Consider the following 15,380-nt stretch of genomic DNA (forward strand, 5'->3'; position numbering starts at 1 on the left):
AAGCTCAATTACAAGCGATCAAAGATCAATTAGATGCATTGAAAGGTACAGCACAAGGCTTGGTTGATGCATTACCTGCATCAGCAGCTAAAGATGATCTAGATGCTCGTTTAGATGCTCTAGATACAGTTGTACCTGCAGTGAACGATACAGATAGCAATGGTATTGCTGATGATGTTGATGCTGCGATTGCAGCAGCAACACAAGCGGTTCAAACTGCAGAAGCTAAGCATGATGAATTGGTAGAGGCAATTGCAGCTGAAAATGGTGTAATCAGCCCAACAACTCAAGCTGAATTACAAGCGATCAAAGAAGAATTGAATGCGTTGAAAGGTACAGCACAAGGCTTGGTTGATGCATTACCTGCATCAGCAGCTAAAGATGATCTAGATGCTCGTTTAGATGCTCTGGATACAGCAGTACCGGCAGTGAACGATTTAGATAACAATGGTATTGTCGATGATCTTCAAGAAATAGTACTTCCAGCGGATAACTCAGTTAATTTCATTCCTGAAGTGATTAACCCGACTACTAAATTACCTTCAGCAGAACAACAACTTGAAGATAAAACTGCATTTGCGGTAGCAAGTGTTGGCTTGGGTGCAGTGCTCGAAGCTAATGTTTTAACAGAAGTTCTTCAAAATTCATTAACAGTTGATGTTGCTGATGGGACAGTTCGCAACTTAACATTGAAATCACAATCAGGTGGTGTTTCGATCGTCTCGATGTACGATCTTAAAATTTATCAATTTGATGAAGAAACTGGTCAATACAAAGAGTACATGACTGAGAAACAATGGTTGAAAGCTTATTTACTGGCTGGTGTTTCTGAAGAATTGAACGTGAGCCTTCCTGAAGGTAAATATATTGTATTCTTAACACCTTCTGTTGGGATAACAGTATTAAGTGGTTATACATTGAAGGTATTGAATGACATTATTCTGGATTATAATGAAGTTGTGTCAGTCGATGGCGAAGCAACTGGTAATGTAATCACAGATGCAGATGCTGTTGATGGTCAGGATGTACTGCCAACTGGTACGATTGTAGAGTCAGTTATGGCTGGTTCTAATGCAGCAATTACGTTGAATAGTAATTCTGAAACCGCGATCGAAGGTAAATTTGGTACGTTATTTATTAATCAAGACGGAAGCTATCGTTACGAGATTAATGAAGACTTTAAAGGTCCATTCGGGCAAGTAGATGAGTTTACCTATTACGTTAAAACAGAACTAGGTAATACAGCTTCTGCAAAGCTTAATATATCGATTGATAATAAAGTTGTTGAGGTAAAACAATCAGAAATCAACGACACTGTTATCATCAATCCACTTCCTGAAATTAAAGATATCACTGGTGAAGTGCCTAAATTAACAAATGTTAAAGTGTTAGATGTAAGTTTGTTAGATCCAGTTATTAAAGCTGGTGCAGTTGATTTATCTTCGTTCATGAATTTCACAGTGAATGAAAATAATGTTCGTGAAATGACTTTCCAAGGCGATGGCGGCGGTGTAAGTTTAACTTCATACTCTTTATTTATTTATAAGTTCAATGCTGATACCAATGAATATGTCCAAGTTCACAGCATAAATAACTGGTACACAGTAATTTTAGGTGGTAAATCTGATGAAGTTACACTTAAATTTACAGAGGGTGACTATTATGCAGTGACTGTTCCAACAGGACTTAATGTACTTGGTGGATCTGGTCTATATGTTAATAAAGACACACTTTATGATTATTCGACTGTTAAAACAGACAATGATTTTGTCGGTCAAACTTCAGGTCAGATTGAATTAGCTAATGGGTCAGAAATCATTATTGCTGGTAATACTCAGCTTGTTGAAGAAACAGAACTTCAAGGTGTGTATGGTAAATTAATTCTCAATAAGGACGGAACTTACCAATACTTCGTAAATAAACCTAGTGAAGGCACAAGCTTACCATATGGTGAAATCGAGACATTTACTTATGTCATTAAAGATCAGAATGGAAATAGTTCACTCGAAACGTTAACGATTAAAATTGATTTAGCTGTTGCTCAAGATGATTTTGAAGAATCTGAAATTGTAATGCAAAATAAATCAGAAACTATTGTAAATGATACAATTTTAGATATTGGTCTGGCTCAACGTATTATCGATGCTAAATTTGCAATAGCTGAAAACTCAGTCAGTACAGTTGCAATTTCTTTTGAAAGTACTCTATCTTTAACTTCATCACGCAGTATTAGTTACACAGTGAAAAATGCAGCTGGCACTGTAGTTAAGACTGGTGAGTTAAATGCTGTTACTGGAAAAGTATTACAGTTAAATGATCTTCCGGCTGGCGTATATACTGTACAAGCTAGTCTTGTTAATCCTGGACTTGCTTATTTCAAAGACTCTACAATTACGTTTAATACAACGTACTTGAATGAATTTACTCCAGTTGCTTTAGAACCAGTTATTGGAAACGTTTCTAATAATGATGACGGTTTAAATTCTATTAGTTCTTATACTATTAATGGATTAACGACGTCGACTTATAGTGGTAATCCTAGTGTAACTGTCGAAGGTAAATTTGGTACTCTTGTTTTCAATAATGATGGTAGCTATACGTATACACCTTCAGGAAAAGGATTTGGTAAAGAAGAATTTAGCTATACTGTTTCGACAGTTGGTGGAACGACTTCAACAGCTACTTTAAGCTTTGATGTAAACAAATCATTTACAAGTTCGAAATTTAATGACGCATTCACTGGAAGTGATATCGCGGATAAATTAATCTTCAACTTACTTGATGAAGCCGATGCAACGGGTGGAAATGGTTTTGATACGTGGTCAGATTTCGAAGCAGGTGTCGATGTAATTGATGTATCTCAACTATTTGTTGATGCTAATACTTCAACTACATTCTCAACAGATTCGACTGATCAAGTTGCGGATATCTTAAGTAAATATATCACTGTTAAAGATTCTGTAATTTCAATCGATCGCGATGGTGAAGGTACACAATTTGAAGCTACTCAATTGTTGAATATTGGTCCTCAAAATGCAGATCTGACGTTGGAGCAGTTACTTCAAAACGGTCAAATCATTTATTAATTCTTTAAAAATACGCATACTACGGTATGCGTTTTATCAAAAAAGGCGAAATAATGTTTCGCCTTTTTTATGGCAATTTAATCTTTTAATTCAGGAGGGAAACCATCTTCAGTCAAAACTTCAGCGATTTTTTCAAAGCTATATGTTGTACGAATATCTGCAATTTTGTTGGCAACATCTACATTGACGCTTGCATTAGGATCAAGTGACAATACAGATGCAGTGACACCTTTAGCACAACCCGAACAACTAATATTTTCAATAAATAATTTCATAATAACCTCTTGCGTTAGTTAACATCTATCACTGTCACGATTGAATATGTTCAATTTGATTCAGAATACTGCAGTTTGAAGTCGAATCATTAGAGCACATCTGACTCGCAGCCTTTAATTTTAAAATCATTGATTGCATCGAATGAATTTGTTCTGTCAAAAAATGGATATGTTGATCTGTAATTTTTTTCACATCAGCACTTTTTCTGTCAGGATTTTTCCAAAGCTCAACTAAACTTTTGATTTGATCGATCGAAAAACCAAGATCTTTAGCATGTTTAATAAAACTTAAAGTCGAAAGGTCTTGCTCTGTGTAAACACGATAACCGCTAGCGCTTCTGATCGGAACAGAAATGAGATCGATTTTTTCGTAATATCGAATCATTTTAGCAGTTAAGCCTGAACGTCGTGCTAATTCGCCAATATTCATGATCTTTCCTTTGTTTTAAGCTGCTAATTTAATTTCAAAGTTTTGAGTCTTAAGGCATTCGCTAATACAAATACCGAAGAAAGTGCCATTGCGATTGCGGCTAAAACAGGTGAGAGCAGGATACCAGTCAAGGGGTAAAGTATGCCTGCAGCAATCGGAATCAGACAAATATTGTATAAAAAAGCCCAGAACAGATTTTGATGAATATTTCTAATGGTCATTTCGCTTAATTTGATGGCTTTAGATAAGTTATTCAAATTTGATGACATTAAAATAAGGTCAGCCGTTTCAATGGCGACATCCGTACCTGAACCTATCGCAATACCGACTTGAGCTTGCGCAAGTGCAGGAGCATCATTAATACCATCACCAACAAAAGCAACATTTCCATATCGCGTTTGAAGGGTCTCAACGATGTTTAACTTTTCATGTGGTTTGACTTGTGCATAAACTGCATTGATATTGAGTTGATTAGCCACATATTGCGCTGCATTTTGATGATCGCCAGTAATCAAAGCAATGTGCTTGTCGTTTTTTTTAAATTGAGCCATAACCTCGTAGGTTTCAGGTCTTAATTGATCCGTGATTAAAATAATTGATGCAAGCTCACCATCGATGGAGACCGCGATGGGTGTTTGAGCTTCATCTAGTAATCTTTGATGGTGAGAGAGTGCATGAGAAATCTTTGCATTTTCTCGAGTAATAAATTCTACAGATCCAATTTTAATATCCTGACCATTCAATTGTGCTTGAATGCCGAATCCTGAAATACTCTTAAACTCAGAAATTTCGATCATCTTTATATGATGATCGGAAGCATATTGAACAATCGCTTTAGCAATTGGGTGCTCGGAATGATATTCAACGGATGCAACAGTTTGTAGAACCTGTTGATGTGTAAATGGTGCGAAAATCTCGATATGACTAATCGCAGGTTGCCCTATTGTTAATGTTCCAGTTTTATCAAATGCAAATGTTGAAATTTCTCGAAGTTTTTGAAGTGAAGTCGCATTTTTAAATAAAATTCCGTGTTCAGCAGCACGTCCCGTCGCAACCATTATCGACATCGGGGTTGCAAGTCCCATCGCACAAGGGCATGCAATAATCAAAACAGAAACGGCGTTAATCAAAGCATAGCTCAGATTAGGTTCAGGTCCAATCACCAGCCACGCGATGAAAGTAATCATCGAAATTAAGAGGATAACTGGAACAAACCATAAGGTGACTTTATCGACTAAAGATTGTATGGGGAGCTTTTGTGTCTGAGCATTTTCAACCAACTGAATAATTGAAGATAAAATGCTATTTTCAGAAGAATGTTTGGTTTCAATGACAAGAAATCCATTTTGATTGAGGGTTCCACCAACAACTTCTGAACCCATCAATTTGTGGATTGGAAAAGATTCTCCACTGATCATTGACTCATCTACAAAGCCTTCACCTGAAATAACCACGCCATCTACAGGAATTTTTTCACCAGGCCGAACTTCAACCTGCATACCGATTGTAATTTTATCAATCGATATATCTTTAGTCTGGAGGTCAGATACTCTAACTCGCGCTGTTTTAGGTTGTAAGCCAATCAGATGTTGAATCGCTGCAGAAGTTCGACCTTTAGCTCGTGCTTCTAGATATTTGCCTAACAAAATAAATGTAATAATGAGTGTTGCAGGCTCGTAATAGACATGTACTGACTGTTGTGGCAATAAACTTGGAAAGAACGTAGCAACAATAGAATATAAATAGGCAGCTCCTGATCCTAAACTCACCAAAGAATTCATGTCAGGATGTAAATTTATCAGTGACTTGATACCTTGTGTGAAAAAATGCCGTCCAGGTATAAAAATAACTAAAGTCGCAAGAATAAATTGGAATAACCAGCTCTGATTCTGACTGATGTAAGTACCTATAAAATGATGAAATGAAGGCAAGAGGTGCGAGCCCATTTCAATGATAAATATAGGTAAACTGAGTACAAGTGCGATAATAAAATGCTTGAGAATTTTTTTTGATTCAAGTTCGCGATTTGGAAGTGCTGTGATCGTTTGCTGTTCAAGTACAGCTTCAAACCCTGATCTTTCAATACGCTCAATAACTTGATCAACAGGAACTGGATAAAGTAGATCAATGCTTGCTATCTCAGTTGCCAAACTTACTTGTGCTGCTAATACACCTGGTATTTTTAGTAAAGAACGTTCAACTCGGCTCACACATGCAGCACAAGTCATGCCTAAAATTTTTAATTTTATTGTTGCGCATTTTTTAATTTTAAAACCTGTTTTATTTACGGCTTGAATGATTTGTTGATCTTGTACATCTGTTGTTAACTCAATTTGTGCTATTTCAGCGGCGAGGTTTACGCTGGCATCTTGAATACCTTCGACTTTTTTTAATGAGTTTTCAACTCGGCTTACACAAGCAGCACAGGTCATTCCTTCAATTTTGATTTGAATAGATTTAGTTGAAGTAGATGACATACTTAACTCCATATGCTGATTGAAATAAGGTCATGATCATTCTAAACCTTCCCATTGTGGTAAGGTCAATAAGATTTGTTTCTTGTTTCATCATTACTGATTGGAATCCAAATTAGGCGTATGTTCTTTCCTCACTTAAATTAAAAACAATATTCCAAAAATCCATTTAAATTGAATAAATTTTCTTAAATAAAAAATCATCAAAACAAATCAGAATAAAAAATAACCAACAAAAAGAATTATCGATATGATCTAAAGCATTCAATTTAATTGATTAACAATCTTCAAAATTTCAGATATTTATAAAAAATGGGTAATGATATGAATGATAAATTAAGTTTTAGTTTATTCGCGATTTTATTGAGTACCGTGGCATTAAGTTCTAATGCGCACAGCGCAGATTATAAATGGAAGATAAGAGGTGCGATTAGCAATATTGATCCCACATCTTCTCCAGGTAGTATTTTTAATCAAACAGCACCCGTCACGATAGATGATGCTTGGGGAGTCACTGGTACGATCTCTTATTTTTATACACCAAATATCGCATTTGATGTGTTAGTCGGTTTGCCACCTGAACATAAAATTAATGTTGCTGGTAATGAAGTCGCAAAAACAAAACATTTACCTCCAATTTTCAGTGTGCAATATCACTTCTTACCCAATGAAAAGTTACAACCTTATGTGGGTCTGGGCTTAAATTACACCTATTTTTTTAATGACCGATTATATAGTGGTGATAAGTTCGATCTCTCAGATTCTTTTGGTTGGGCTGGTCAAATAGGCGTAGATTACCAATTTAACCCTCAATGGAGTGTTGGTGCTGATATCCGATATGCGGATATCAAAACTGATGTAAAAGTAAATGGAGAAAAGGTAGGAAGTGTGGACGTAGATCCAACGGTGTATAGTTTAAATATCGGATATAGATTCTAAATATTAGGGTTTAAAAAAAGGAGTCAATGATAAGACTCCTTTTTTATAAATATCACCAACAACCTTCAATTAGCCATTGATGATCCCAGTAACACCAGTCACGATCATATCAATGGCAATCGTACCGATAAGCAATGCAGCAACACGACCCACGATATCTACATATAAGTCGATATAATTAGAATATTTATGCTGTAAATTATCATGCAAATATTTCATTAATATCAAAAGACTACAGGTTAAGAATAAGGTCATAAAGATGACTGTGATCGTCTGCCATAAACTTAATTGAATGCCAGTGATTACCGATGCAGAGATTGTTCCTGGACCGATCATAAAAGGCATGGCGATCGTACCAGCCAAATGGTTTGGTGCTCCACGCATGACCCCAATCGTATCAGCACCTTCAAATACATAACGGTATCCAATCACCAAGAAAATGATTCCACCAAAAATTTGGAAAGATTCAAATCGTGCATGCAGTACATCATTAAAGAAGGCTTCACCTGTTTTAGCAAAAATGACAAAAACCACAAAGCTAATCAAACTACCTTGGATCAGCGCCATATTAAAAACTTTTGCATCTGAATTTCGAATAATCCCAAGCATATAAATGCTCATTAAAAAGGGATTAAGCAACGAAAAAAATAGAGCAAAGGCGTTTAGACTTTCTGACATGGTCATTTTCCTTGTTTAGATGAGCTACTACTAACTAAATGTCACGATCAGGAAATTGTGGACGTTTACCTGGACTGATTCGGTTAATATGAAGGTACATCATATGACGTTCATATTTGTCCAAAATGTCGTTAATCACTTGTTCTTTGTTGTAACCGACCAAATCATTACCTTGCGAACCTTCAAATAAGTAACTTTCTAAACGATAGTAATAACGCTTTGTTCGTTTAGCACGGGTACTAAAGTTAGGGGTATCATAACGAACGGGCCAAATCTCATAGACGAAATTTTCTTCTTCATTCAAGTGAATAATGAGGTCCAAATGATAAAGCTCAGCATTATCTTCAAGAGGCTTGGTATTCACATCGACTTTGACACCTTTGGATAAAAGTTCCTGTGCCACGGCATCCATTGCAGGTTTACACACATCATCTAACATTTTTAATGTTTGTTCATGGCTTGGATGAAGCATTACGCGACTGAGTCGCTTTTTCCAATTGAGAATATCCACATTGCCCACGACTGGCGCGGCATTTAAGCTAGTACTGGCTTGTCTGAAATCTTCCAATCTCAAGGATTTGTATAAACCCGCCATCACAAAGAATATGACAAAGCTAAAAGGCAGACCCATGATGATGGTTGTGTTCTGTAAGGCAGTAATACCATTTGCCATCAGCATCGCCAAGGTGAGTAAACCAATGGCTATAGCCCAAAATACGCTGAGCCATCTTGGAGAGTCATGCTCGATATTGGTGAATTTTGTCGTGAAATTACCCAAAACAAGAGCGCCTGAGTCTGCAGAAGTAACGTAAAATAATAATCCTGTAATTGTTGCTATACCTGCTAAGAAGGTAAAACCAGGATATTGTGCAAGTAGGTCATAGAAACCATGCGCTGGATTTTCTAAAACGGTAGTTGCGAGTTGCGCATTGCCATCAAAAATTACATTGTGAAGCGCACTATTTCCAAAGATGGATAGCCAAGTCAGTGTAAATAGTAGCGGAATAATCAACGTACCAAATACAAATTCACGAATTGTACGACCACGAGAAATACGTGCTAAAAACAGACCAACAAATGGCGACCATGCAATCCACCAAGCCCAAAAGAAAAGCGTCCAACTGTTCATCCATTCTTTAGGTTGTTCGAATGGAAAACTCATTAAACTCAATTTTGGGAATTGACTGAGGTAATCACCTAAATTTTGGATTAAGCCTGCGAGCAAGAATTCTGTATTGCCAATCAAAAGAATAAAGAGGAGTAATCCAATCGAGACATAGATATTGATTTCAGAAAGTACGCGAATCCCTTTATTCACACCTGCCGTTACTGAGATGACAGTAATGACCACCGCGATCCCGATTAGACCAGCTTGAATCCACAAATTTTCAGGTAGATCGAAAAGAACATGAAGACCATAATTGAGTTGTACGACACCAATACCACAGGTAGTCGCGATACCAAAAATTGTACCTAAGACGGCTGCTGTATCTACAGTATGACCTATAGGGCCGTTAATTTTTTTTCCAAAAATAGGGTAGAGAGCTGAACGGATCGTAAGGGGAAGGTTATAACGATAACTGAAGTAACCTAAGGCTACACCAACCAATGCATACATGCTCCAACCAGTTAAACCATAATGAAACAAGGTCCATACCATGGACTGACGTGCTGCTTCAAAGGTTTGTCCTTCACCCACAGGTGGGTTCATGTAATGCGATAAAGGTTCAGCCACGGAAAAGAACATGAGATCAATACCAATACCCGCAGAAAAGAGCATTGCAGACCAACTTAGTAAACTAAATTCAGGCTTAGAGTGTTTAGGTCCTAATTTAATTTCGCCATATCGAGAGCATGCGATAAATACAATAAAGACAAAATAGAGTGTCGCAGCCAACAGGTAATACCAACTAAAGGTTCTGCTTACCCAATCGAGGGTTTGTGTAATGACGTTATTAGCAGCTTCATTAAACAAAATTGTGGTGATCGAAAACAAAAGTATCAATGATGCTGATACATAGAACACGACCTTATTCAAACTATCCTGCGTTTGATCATTTTTGTTATGCATAAATCAGTGACCATTCAATGAGTAATGAAATGATCTACAGCGCAGTTCGATTTATATCTTGATAGAAGCTTGCTTGATCCACAATTACAAACTTTTGCAAATACAAAACAAACTGAGCTGTACATCATGGAAGTAATAGCACTATAATTTTTATTGATTGAGCGTTCAATTAAAAAAACGTTTACTAATGTTACAGCGTTCTTATTGATAAACGCTAATTATAATCTCCTGTAAGTTTAGGTCATCTTATGCCAAAAGTTGGTATGCAACCCATTCGTCGTCAACAATTGATTGATGCCACTCTCTCCACTGTAAATGAGCTCGGTTTTGCTGATGCATCCATTCAACAGATCGCGCAAAGAGCAGGTGTCTCCACGGGTATTATTAGTCATTATTTTGGTGGCAAGAATGGATTGATTGAGGCAACCATGCGCTATTTACTACAGCAACTTGGAGAAAGTGTAAGGGATCTAAAATCAGAGGTTGGACATTCTCCAGAAGATCGTTTAATGGCGATTGTTAAAGCGAATTTTGCTACTCCTCAGACCAATCAAGCCGCGATGAAAGTATGGCTCGCGTTTTGGGCTATTAGTTTGCATCAACCCGATCTACACCGATTACAGCAAGTGAATCACTGTCGTCTACATTCAAATTTAAAACATGAGTTTTTAAAACGTTTAAGCCCCCTAAAAGCTGAGCAAGCAGCTCAAGGGTTGGCTGCATTAATTGATGGGTTCTGGTTAAGGGGCGCATTAACAAGAAGTGAGATTGATACTGATCTTTCTATCCGTCTTTGCCATGCCTTTATCCAGCAGCAACTTACACAATAATTTTTAATATTTACTATATCTGAGGCTAATCGTATGAATAAATTCCCATTACAACGTCCTTATATTCATGGACAATTCGTCGATGCTCAATCAGGTCAAACTTTTGATTCGATTAATCCAGCCACGGGGCAAGTTCTCGCGACCATTCAAGCATGTTCTCAACAGGATGTGGATCAAGCCATTCTATCTGCCCAACAAGGACAGAAAATTTGGGCAGAAATGACTTTTATGCAGCGTTCAAGAATTTTAAATAAAGCTGTAGCTATTTTACGTGAAAGAAATGATGAACTTGCCACCATTGAGTCCTTAGATAGTGGGAAAGCCTATAGTGAAACATCGACTGTAGATATTGTGACAGGTGCTGATGTACTCGAATACTACGCTGGAATTTTACCTGTACTCGAGGGTCAACAGATTCCTTTAAGAACAGATTCATTTGTCTATACACGCCGTGAACCTTTGGGAATTGTAGCTGGTATAGGAGCATGGAATTATCCAATTCAAATTGCCTTATGGAAGTCAGCACCTGCTTTGGCGGCGGGGAATGCAATGATTTTCAAAGCCAGCGAGATTACCCCATTAACAGCCTTTAAATTGGCAGAAATTTATACCGAAGCTGGAGTGCCAGATGGGGTATTCAATGTTGTAACAGGGGGCGGTGATATTGGTGCCTATTTAAGCCAGCATGTAAATATTGCGAAAATTTCATTTACTGGTGGTGTGAGCACTGGAAAAAAAGTGATGGCTCAAGCTGCTGAATCGAGTCTTAAAGAAGTCACGATGGAGTTGGGTGGGAAGTCACCATTAATTATTTGTGAAGATGCTGATTTAGACTTAGCTGCAGATATTGCAATGATGGCAAATTTCTATAGTTCTGGACAGGTTTGTACGAATGGGACACGAGTATTTATTCCAGAATCATTACAGCCAAAATTTGAAGAAAAGCTATTAGAACGTATTCCTTATCTCCGCTTAGGTAATCCGCTAGATCCAGAAACAAATTTTGGACCAGTATCTAGCTTTGCGCATATGAATAAAATTTTAGCATTCATCGATTCTGCTAAAAGGGAGGGAGCACGTTTAGTGTGTGGTGGTTCTAGAGCAACAGATGATCATTTAAAAAATGGTGCTTTTGTACTGCCTACAATCTTCAGTGATTGTCGAGATGAGATGACCATTGTTCAAGAGGAAATCTTCGGTCCTGTGATGAGTATTTTGACATATACATCAGAAGAAGAAGTGATTCGTCGCGCTAATAATACTTCTTATGGATTGGCTGCTGGCGTGGTTACCCCTGATATTGTCAAAGCACATCGAATCATCCACCAAATTGAAGCAGGTATATGTTGGATCAATACGTGGGGTGAATCGCCAGCTGAAATGCCAGTCGGTGGCTATAAGCATTCTGGTGTAGGAAGAGAGAATGGTTTAACGACTTTACAACACTACACGCAAATCAAATCGGTACAAGTGGAATTAAGTCCATTTCAATCTGTATTTAAAGCCTAAGGAGAACACTATGACATATGATTACATTATCATAGGTGCAGGTTCTGCTGGGAATGTACTTGCAGCGAGACTCACCGAAGATCCAGATATCAAAGTTCTGCTCCTTGAAGCGGGTGGCCCTGACTACCGTTTAGATTTTAGAACTCAAATGCCTGCTGCTTTGGCTTATCCTTTACAAGGTCGACGTTATAATTGGGCATATTTGACCGATCCAGAACCACATATGAATAACCGCCGTATGGAATGTGGACGTGGTAAAGGTTTAGGTGGTTCATCATTAATTAACGGTATGTGTTATATCCGTGGGAATGCCATGGATTTAGAGCAATGGTCTCAAATGAAAGGACTCAGTCATTGGCGCTATGCTGAATGTTTACCTTACTATAAAAAAGCAGAGTCTAGAGATATTGGTGCAAATGAATATCACGGTGATCAAGGCCCAGTTAGTGTTGCTACGCCAAACTCCGACAATAATGAGTTATTTCATGCAATGGTTGAAGCGGGTGTGCAAGCTGGATATCCACGTACGGATGATTTAAATGGATACCAACAAGAAGGCTTTGGTCCAATGGATCGTACGGTGACACCTCAAGGCAGACGTTCCAGTACCGCTCGTGGCTATTTAGATATGGCTAAAGGTCGTCAGAATTTAACGATTATTACGCATGCCACAACCAATCGAATCTTATTTGAAAAAAAACAAGCTATCGGTGTTGAATACATTCTTGGTCAAGATGCAACTAATTTACACAAGGTCTATGCTGAGCGAGAAGTATTGCTGTGCGCAGGTGCTATTGCATCACCTCAAATTTTACAGCGTTCGGGGGTAGGGGCTAAGTCATTATTAGAGTCACTGGATGTAAAGGTTGTGCAAGATTTACCGGGAGTGGGTGAAAATTTGCAAGATCATTTAGAAATGTATCTTCAATACCAATGTAAGAAGCCCGTCAGTCTTTACCCTGCATTAAAATGGTATAACCAACCTAAAATTGGCGCTGAATGGCTGTTTTTGGGTAAAGGAATTGGTGCAAGCAATCAGTTTGAAGCAGGTGGATTCATTCGCTCTAGTGATGAGTTTGAGTGGCCGAATCTCCAGTATCACTTTTTACCAATTGCAATTAACTATAATGGTACGAATGCAATCAATGAACATGGTTTTCAAGCACATGTTGGATCTATGCGATCGCCGTCAAGAGGAAGAATTCGTTTAACCTCGAAAAATCCTTTTGATCATCCGAGCATTTTATTTAACTACATGAGCACTGAACAAGATTGGCGCGAATTCCGTGATGCAGTGAGAATTACACGAGAAATTATGCATCAGCCTGCATTAGATCAGTATCGAGGTAGAGAAATTAGTCCAGGTTCAGCATTAAAAACAGATCAGCAAATTGATGAATTTGTAAAAAATCATGCAGAAACAGCGTATCATCCTTCGTGTAGCTGTAAAATGGGTGAAGATGATTTAGCTGTTGTAGATGGTTACGGTCGTGTCCATGAAATAGATGGGTTGCGAGTGGTCGATGCTTCTATCATGCCGCTGATTATTACTGGTAACCTCAATGCAACGACGATCATGATGGCCGAGAAGATTGCAGATCACATTCGTAATCGACCTGCTTTAACCCCTTCAGATGCACCATTTTATCGTGCAGAAACTTCACCCTCATTTTCTAAATTATAAATTTTATGATGATTAAAACGACTCAAGCAGTGCTGTTGAGCACTGCTAGCTTTATTATTTTACCCAGTTATGCAAATTCTACGAATCAAGAAACAAATTCACCAATTCAATTTGATGGATATGTCACATTAACCTCCAAATACATTTCACGTGGTTTAACAAATGCACCAGAAAATGATGACCTCGCAATTCAAACAGGTCTAAACCTTAGTTATAACAACTTCTATGTCGGGTATTGGGGTTCTACACTAGGCTACTCTTATGCTGAACTTCAAGGTGATAAGCGCCGTAAAACTGATAAATTAGAGCACGACTTTATTGTCGGCTACAGTTTTGATACTGGTAGGACAAATTGGAATATTTGGAATGCCACTTATTTCTATCCGAACGCGTCAAATACAACTTCCAATGAAATGGGGGTAACTGCCACACACCAATTCAATGATAAAAACTCTTTATCAACCAGTTTATCTGCATATACATATGATGTCGTGTATGCAAACCAAGGGGATACTTATCTAAACGTAATATATACCCACCAACTCAATGATAAATTATCTGCTACAGCAAGTGCTGCAGCGAGCTATTTTAATGATAATGGGAAATATGAAGGTCTAGAGCTCGGTGATACAAAACGAGAATTTACTTATCGCTTCTCATCTATCGGGCTAGATTATGCCTTGACACCAGAACTCGGATTGAGTGGACAATATATTTTTGGTGGTAAGAACCGCTATAACGAAAAACAGAAAAATTTAGGTGTAGTGGCTTTCACCTATAGTTTCTAATTTAAGAAAATCTTCAAATGCTTAGGCTTAAATTTTGAATACCAAAATAGCCTAAGCAAAAATGTAATTTTTAAATTAGACTCATCAATAAATAAAATATCGACATATCAAAGATTATTAGTAAAAAAACTTATCAACTTAGTATTTATTTAATGAGTGATAGAAGTAAGAATTGACCAAAAATAGGTCATGAATATGACGAGGAGAGTAAAATTTTACGCAATTTTTTTTCAAGAATTTATTTAGAAATAATTCTTGTGAAAAAAGTTCACTAAGATTTTTTGAGGTTACATAGATGACTATGCTCAAGTATTAACTGATTTCAGCCAAATTCATAAATCAACTAGATATCCTATAATTTATAATTCATGAAGGACAATGGATTGAAAAAATAAAACTATGAATGTTCATATTAAACATGAGGTTAGAATTTGATTCTCTCCAATATTAAAATAGGGCTTTTGATTTCTATCTTCAGAGATAAACAACTAAACGTCTAATCTCATTTATTAAGTTTTAATATTTTGAAGAATTTTGTTCTCATCATTAACGGCGCTATCGGAAAAATAGCAACGATTTATGAAGAATATTTTTAATTGTTTTTATTTTATTGCTG

The 15,380-nt window shown here is 37.3% G+C and carries 11 protein-coding genes; 6 read left to right on the forward strand and 5 right to left on the reverse strand.

The window, feature by feature from the left end; translation table 11 throughout:
• The coding region (locus tag BMW42_RS14695) for a BapA/Bap/LapF family large adhesin (RefSeq protein ID WP_171260673.1) at positions 1 to 3,086 on the forward strand (3,086 nt) is incomplete at its 5' end.
• 77 nt (positions 3,087 to 3,163) lie between these two features.
• On the opposite strand, the gene BMW42_RS02390 is transcribed toward BMW42_RS14695, so the two are convergent.
• The 3 genes from BMW42_RS02390 to BMW42_RS02400 are packed head-to-tail and all read right to left on the reverse strand — an operon-like array spanning position 3,164 to position 6,280.
• Positions 3,164 to 3,361 carry a heavy-metal-associated domain-containing protein gene (locus BMW42_RS02390; protein WP_035268662.1) on the reverse strand — a complete coding sequence of 66 codons (198 nt, stop codon included), beginning with the start codon at positions 3,359 to 3,361 and terminating at the stop codon, positions 3,164 to 3,166.
• 34 nt (positions 3,362 to 3,395) lie between these two features.
• Positions 3,396 to 3,791 (reverse strand): Cu(I)-responsive transcriptional regulator, encoded by a 396-nt coding sequence (gene cueR, locus BMW42_RS02395; protein WP_092766285.1) that lies wholly within the window; start codon positions 3,789 to 3,791, stop codon positions 3,396 to 3,398.
• Between the two features lie 23 nt (positions 3,792 to 3,814).
• Positions 3,815 to 6,280 carry a heavy metal translocating P-type ATPase gene (locus BMW42_RS02400; RefSeq protein WP_092766286.1) on the reverse strand — a complete coding sequence of 822 codons (2,466 nt, stop codon included), beginning with the start codon at positions 6,278 to 6,280 and terminating at the stop codon, positions 3,815 to 3,817.
• A gap of 309 nt (positions 6,281 to 6,589) precedes the next feature.
• Between BMW42_RS02400 and BMW42_RS02405 the strand changes: the two genes are divergently transcribed.
• Positions 6,590 to 7,204, forward strand: coding sequence for an OmpW/AlkL family protein (locus tag BMW42_RS02405; RefSeq protein ID WP_092766440.1), 615 nt, complete (start codon positions 6,590 to 6,592; stop codon positions 7,202 to 7,204).
• Between the two features lie 69 nt (positions 7,205 to 7,273).
• Here the strand turns inward: BMW42_RS02405 and BMW42_RS02410 are convergent, their stop codons facing one another.
• Together BMW42_RS02410 and BMW42_RS02415 are read right to left on the reverse strand one after the other, a co-directional pair.
• A complete protein-coding gene (locus BMW42_RS02410; RefSeq protein ID WP_035268656.1) occupies positions 7,274 to 7,882 on the reverse strand; it encodes a MarC family protein in 609 nt (202 codons plus the stop codon).
• 34 nt (positions 7,883 to 7,916) lie between these two features.
• Positions 7,917 to 9,953 (reverse strand): choline transporter, encoded by a 2,037-nt coding sequence (locus BMW42_RS02415; RefSeq protein ID WP_035268654.1) that lies wholly within the window; start codon positions 9,951 to 9,953, stop codon positions 7,917 to 7,919.
• Between the two features lie 248 nt (positions 9,954 to 10,201).
• Between BMW42_RS02415 and betI the strand changes: the two genes are divergently transcribed.
• The 4 genes from betI to BMW42_RS02435 are packed head-to-tail and all read left to right on the forward strand — an operon-like array spanning position 10,202 to position 14,764.
• Positions 10,202 to 10,783, forward strand: coding sequence for a transcriptional regulator BetI (gene betI / locus BMW42_RS02420; RefSeq protein WP_035268653.1), 582 nt, complete (start codon positions 10,202 to 10,204; stop codon positions 10,781 to 10,783).
• Positions 10,784 to 10,816: 33 nt separating this feature from the next.
• Positions 10,817 to 12,292: a betaine-aldehyde dehydrogenase gene (gene betB, locus BMW42_RS02425; protein ID WP_092766287.1), complete on the forward strand. Its 1,476-nt coding sequence runs from the start codon at positions 10,817 to 10,819 to the stop codon at positions 12,290 to 12,292.
• 10 nt (positions 12,293 to 12,302) lie between these two features.
• Positions 12,303 to 13,976 (forward strand): choline dehydrogenase, encoded by a 1,674-nt coding sequence (betA, locus tag BMW42_RS02430; protein ID WP_092766288.1) that lies wholly within the window; start codon positions 12,303 to 12,305, stop codon positions 13,974 to 13,976.
• 8 nt (positions 13,977 to 13,984) lie between these two features.
• The gene (locus tag BMW42_RS02435) at positions 13,985 to 14,764 is read left to right on the forward strand and encodes a TorF family putative porin (RefSeq protein ID WP_092766441.1); all 780 of its coding nucleotides are present in this window, start codon (positions 13,985 to 13,987) and stop codon (positions 14,762 to 14,764) included.
• Positions 14,765 to 15,380: the final 616 nt, after the last annotated feature.

The sequence above is a fragment of the Acinetobacter sp. DSM 11652 genome, from assembly GCF_900109815.1.
GTDB lineage: Bacteria > Pseudomonadota > Gammaproteobacteria > Pseudomonadales > Moraxellaceae > Acinetobacter.